Below are 5,269 nucleotides of genomic sequence, written 5' to 3'. Positions count from 1 at the left end.
CGTCTTGTTCGTTCTCGTCGTGGCGTGGACAACCGACACAGCGTCTTACATTGGTGGCCGGGCGTTCGGCGGCCCCAAATTCGCGCCGACCATCTCCCCGAAAAAGACATGGAGTGGCTTTGCCGTTGGCACCGCGACGCCCATCCTGGTCGGCGTGGGGTTCGCGTACTATCTCGGCAACACCTCGCCCGTGGCTCTGGCGCTGGTCGCCTTTGTACTTGCCCTCGCCTGCCAGATGGGAGACTTGCTTGAAAGCGCCCTGAAACGAAGTTTGGGCATTAAGGACATGGGCCAGCTTATTCCAGGCCACGGTGGCTTTTTCGACCGGATCGACAGCCTTCTGTTGGCGGCGGTGGTCGCGTCGCTGATCGCCACGCGCGACCTCGTGTATCCAGGTGTCGGGCTCCTGATATGGTGAGGGCCACACACTGTTCCCTATAAGCGAAGACACCGCAACCATGCCCCACACAAGCGCCAAGCAGCCCAAGCAGATTACCGTGCTCGGCGCGACAGGTTCCGTCGGAGAGAGCACGCTCGATCTCGTCGGACGCAGTCCGCACGACTATGAGGTCGTCGCACTTACGGGCAACAAGAACGTCGCGCGGCTCGCCGAACTTGCCCTAAAGCACCGGGCCAAGCTGGCCGTGGCAGCGAACGCGGCAAGCTACAAAGATCTCTTGCTTGCGCTGGCGGGCACGGGAATCGAAGTCGCGGCAGGGCCGAAGGCGTTGCTGGACGCAGCGTCCCGGCCGGCGGACTGGATCATGGCCGCTATCGTTGGCGTCGCAGGGCTGAGGCCAACCTTGCGCGCAGTCCGGCAGGGAACCGCCGTCGCGCTCGCTAACAAGGAATGCCTGGTCTCGGGCGGCGAAATTTTCATGCGCGAAGTTGCGGCGCATGGCACGACGCTTCTGCCCGTCGACTCCGAACACTCCGCCGCAATGCAAGCCATGATCGGCACGGAGCTCGACAGGATCGAGTGCGTCTGTCTCACCGCATCTGGCGGGCCGTTCCGGACCTGGAGCGCCGAGCAGATGGCGTCCGCCGGCCCCGAACAAGCCTTGAAACACCCCAACTGGAACATGGGCGCGAAAGTGACGATCGATTCCGCCTCGCTGATGAACAAGGGGCTGGAACTCATCGAGGCGCACCACCTTTTCGCACTCCCGCCGGAGAAGCTGGACGTGGTGGTTCATCCTCAGTCCATCGTGCACTGCCTCGTGCAAATGACCGATGGCGCCGTGCTGGCGCAACTCAGCTACCCGGACATGCGCACGCCCATCGCCTATAGCCTTGCCTGGCCCGAACGCATGCACGTGCAGAACGAACGAATCGATCTCGCGAAGCTCGGCTCGCTCACCTTCGAAGCGCCCGATCCGGAGCGATTCCCTGCGCTGCGCTTGGCCAAGGAAGTTCTCGACACGGGCGGCAGCGCCGGCGCGGTCCTGAATGCGGCCAACGAAGTGGCCGTTGCGGCCTTCCTCGAGAACCGGCTAGGATTCTTGGGAATCGCCGGGCTGGTGGAGACCACGCTGGCCGATTGCTCCGATCTTACCGGCCTCAGCCCCGCAAGTGCGGAGGATGTCTACGAAATCGACGAAGAGGCACGCCGCCGGGCGCGCGAACGATTGCCACGATGGGTATCATAAGCCGGGGCGGGCGATCGAAGCGCGGCAGAACACAAGACGGCGCTGTTAAAAAACGCGGCGCTTACAAACTGACTAACAAGGGCCCAATTCTCTAGGTATTTGGATTTATGGACATATTCACATCTTTGACCGGTTTCGGCGGCAACTTTCTCAGCTATCTCGTCCCATTCCTCTGCGTTCTGACCATCGTGGTCTTTGTCCACGAGATGGGGCATTTCCTAGTGGCCCGCTGGTGCGGCGTGGGCATCAAGACGTTCTCCATCGGGTTTGGACCGGAGATTTTTGGATTCAACGACCGGCATGGCACGCGCTGGCGGGTGGCCTGGATTCCGCTCGGCGGCTACGTGAAGTTCGTCGACGACGAAAATGCCGCCAGCGCAGGCCAAAAGGACCTCGAGTCCATGCCCGAGGCGGATCGGGATAAAGCCTTTCAGGGCAAGACCTTGGCTCAGCGCGCCGCCATTGTCGCGGCGGGCCCGATCGCGAACTTTATTTTCGCGATTCTGATCTTCACGGCCATTTTCAGCATTTTTGGCGAACGCATCACGGCGCCCAAGGTCGACGCGATCACCAAAGGTAGCGCTGCTGAACGGGCCGGCTTCAAGCCAGGCGATCTCATAACGAGCATTGACGGGACGAAGATCGTGAACTTTTCCGAGATGCAGCGGATTGTCGCAACTAGCCCTGACCGGGAACTACACTTTGCGGTTGATCGCGCTGGCGAGTCCGTCGATCTCACCGCGAGTCCGGAAAGGATTGAAACCACCGATCGGTTTGGAAATAAGTTTAAAATCGGCCGTTTGGGGATCGCGCGCAGCGCCTCTCCGGACGATTGGACCTGGGTGCGTCACGACCCAGCCACCGCCTTCGTCATGGGGGTCGAGGAGTGCTATTTCGTTGTTTCACGGTCGCTGGGCTACCTCTACGACGTTATTAGAGGGCGCGAGGATCCTGATCAACTCGGTGGGCCGCTCAGAATAGCCCAAGTATCGGGACAGATGGCAACCCTCGGAGTGCTTGTGTTTCTCAACTTCGCGGCCATCATCTCGGTCAGTATTGGGCTGATCAATCTTTTCCCAATACCTATGCTCGATGGCGGGCATCTGCTGTTCTACGGAATCGAAGCTGTGAGGGGAAAACCGTTGAGTGAATCCACCCAGGAAATCGGTTTTCGCATTGGCCTAGCGTTCGTGCTCATGCTAATGATTTTCGCAACGTGGAACGATCTGATTCACTTGAAGTTTCTGTGATGGTGGGATTTGCGGACAGGGAACAAAAAAAGCCGCTGGATTTAACCAAAATCAGAATGATGCCTATCTAAAATCGGCCACAAACAGATGGCCAGCTAACATTCATGGGCCTAAGCCTGTGGGGGATTTGGGTTAACGGGGGATTACACCAGAAATGGTGCGGTGGACGTTGGAAAGAGGGCTGGCAGCGGCCTTCCTGGTTATGTGTAGCGTCCCGCTCTCGCTGAGTCTCAGCGCGGGCTTTGGCGATTTCACTGCTGCTGCTCAAAATGCCACCATCAGCTCGATTGTCGTCCAAGGCAATCAGCGCGTCGAATCCGAGACGATCCGGTCCTACCTCTCTTTTTCTGAGGGCGATGCCTACGATCCGGGCGAGATCAATCAGTCCCTTAAAACCCTTTTCTCGACAGGTCTTTTCAAGGACGTCCGCATTCGGCGCCAGTACTCCACGGTCGTGGTTGTCGTCAGCGAGAATCCCGTCGTGGCGCGCGTGCGCTTCGAAGGTAACAAAGACGTGGAGAGCGATACGCTGCGCTCCGAAGTCCAGCTCAAGCCGCGCACCGTCTATACGCAAGCGCGCGTGCAGGCCGATGAGCAGCGAATCCGCGACGTCCTTGCCCGTCAGGGCCACTACGACGCGCAGGTCAGTGCACAAGTGATTCCGCTTGGCGGCAATCGGGTCGAGGTCGTGTTCCAGATCGGCGAGGGGATCAAGACCAAGGTCAGAGCCATCCATTTCGTGGGCAACGAGGCCTTCAGCGCCTCCCAGCTGCGCTATGTGATCACGACGAAGCGGACCAGTTGGCTCAGCTTCCTGAAGAACGACAATATGTACGACCCGGACCGGCTTGGCCTGGACCGCGAACTGCTACGTCAGTTCTATCTGAAGAACGGCTATGCCGACGTACGGATCCTCTCCTCGAATGCTGATATCGTGGCGGGCGACGGTGGAGGGGGATTCCTCAAACCGAACGGGGCCGGGTTCGCAATCACCTTTGAAATCTACGAAGGTCCTCGATACCGGTTCGGCTATGTCGACATCGAGAGCGCGTTGCCGTCGTTGGATGTGAACGCCCTTGGCGGCGCGATCCTGACGAAGCCGGGCAAGCACTACAATGTCGAGAAAATCGAAAAGACGGTCGAGGCGCTCACAGTCAAAGTGTCCGAACAGGGCTACTCCTTCGGGCAGGTGCGGCCCCGTTTCGATCGCGATCCTGTCACCCAGACCATCAATGTCACCTATGTTATCGACGAAGGTCCGCGAGTCTATATTGAGCGGATCAATATCGTCGGCAACTACCGGACCGAAGACCAAGTCATTCGCCGCCAGATCCGACTGGCTGAAGGCGACGCTTATAACCGGCTCCTGATCGAGGCGGGCCGCAAACGCCTGCGCGGGCTCGGCTTCTTCAAGACCGTCAATATCGAGACGGAGCCTGGCAGCGCGGCCGATCGCGTGGTCATCAATGTGGTCGTCGTGGAACAGCCGACGGGCGAGTTCTCCTTCGGTGTCGGTTACTCCACCACGGAAGGTGTCATCGGCGATGTGAGCATCACCGAGCGGAACTTGATGGGTAGGGGCCAGTATGTTCGGCTCGGCATGTCGGGCAGCTTTGAACGCTTCCAGGTAGACTTCAGCTTCACAGAGCCGGCCTTCCTCGGGCGCAACATCGCGGCCGGCTTCGACCTCTTCCACAAAGAGGTCGACTTGCGAGACGTGGCCTCGTTCCGGCAGCGCAACACCGGTGGCAATCTGCGTATGGGCTTCCCTGTCGCCAACAACACGCAGCTCGGCCTGCGCTACAGGCTGAATCGTGAGGAAATCTTCGACGCGACCCGCAACGCCTCGCTCGCCATTAAGCAGGCCGCCGACGAAGGTGAGGTGTGGGTTTCGAGCCTGGGCTATACGCTGGCCTATGACACGCGGAACCTGCCACAGTCGCCGACCAGTGGCATCTTTGCCTCGATCTCGCAGGACTTCGCGGGCGCAGGCGGTGACGTGCAGTACAACCGTTTGATCCTCGATACGCGCGGCTACTATCCCATCACCAACAAGATCACGTTTGTGGGTCGCGCGCAGGGCGGCATCATCGAGGGCTGGGGCGGCGAGGATTTGCGTCTGACCGACCTCTTCTTCAAAGGCGGCGAGACAATCCGAGGCTTCGATCGCGCCGGCTACGGTCCTCGTGACGCCTGCAAGGATCCGACCACAGGCGCGAGAATCCCGAACTGTAGTCAGGACGCGATAGGCGGCAAGTATTTCTGGGCCACCACGGCCGAAGTTCGTTTCCCAATTCCGCTCATTCCCGAAAGCCTGGGAATTGATGGTGCCGTCTTCGTAGACGCCGGTTCGCTCTGGGGCGCGGGCGA

Annotated in this window: 4 protein-coding genes; all 4 read left to right on the top strand. The window is 59.8% G+C overall.

Annotation, left to right across the window (positions count from 1 at the left end; genetic code table 11):
• A partial coding sequence (locus WBQ77_RS01515) for a phosphatidate cytidylyltransferase (RefSeq protein ID WP_424058604.1) occupies positions 1-418 on the top strand: 418 nt, incomplete at its 5' end.
• A gap of 40 nt (positions 419-458) precedes the next feature.
• Positions 459-1,649: a 1-deoxy-D-xylulose-5-phosphate reductoisomerase gene (gene dxr / locus WBQ77_RS01510; RefSeq protein ID WP_424042920.1), complete on the top strand. Its 1,191-nt coding sequence runs from the start codon at positions 459-461 to the stop codon at positions 1,647-1,649.
• A gap of 107 nt (positions 1,650-1,756) precedes the next feature.
• On the top strand, positions 1,757-2,899 hold the full coding sequence (gene rseP, locus WBQ77_RS01505) for an RIP metalloprotease RseP (protein WP_424042919.1): 1,143 nt from the start codon (positions 1,757-1,759) through the stop codon (positions 2,897-2,899).
• 154 nt (positions 2,900-3,053) lie between these two features.
• A partial coding sequence (gene bamA / locus WBQ77_RS01500; RefSeq protein WP_424058602.1) for an outer membrane protein assembly factor BamA occupies positions 3,054-5,269 on the top strand: 2,216 nt, incomplete at its 3' end.

It is taken from the genome of Methyloceanibacter sp., assembly GCF_049590335.1.
In the GTDB taxonomy this organism is placed as follows: Bacteria; Pseudomonadota; Alphaproteobacteria; order Rhizobiales; family Methyloligellaceae; genus Methyloceanibacter.
Note: the sequence above shows the minus strand (reverse complement) of the source record. Positions and strands in the feature narration are given on the sequence as shown.

Excerpts from the sequence above, each read along its gene's own strand:
- dxr (WP_424042920.1), top strand. The coding sequence starts at position 459 with ATGCCCCACACAAGCGCCAAGCAGCCCAAGCAGATTACCGTGCTCGGC.
- rseP (WP_424042919.1), top strand. The coding sequence starts at position 1,757 with ATGGACATATTCACATCTTTGACCGGTTTCGGCGGCAACTTTCTCAGC.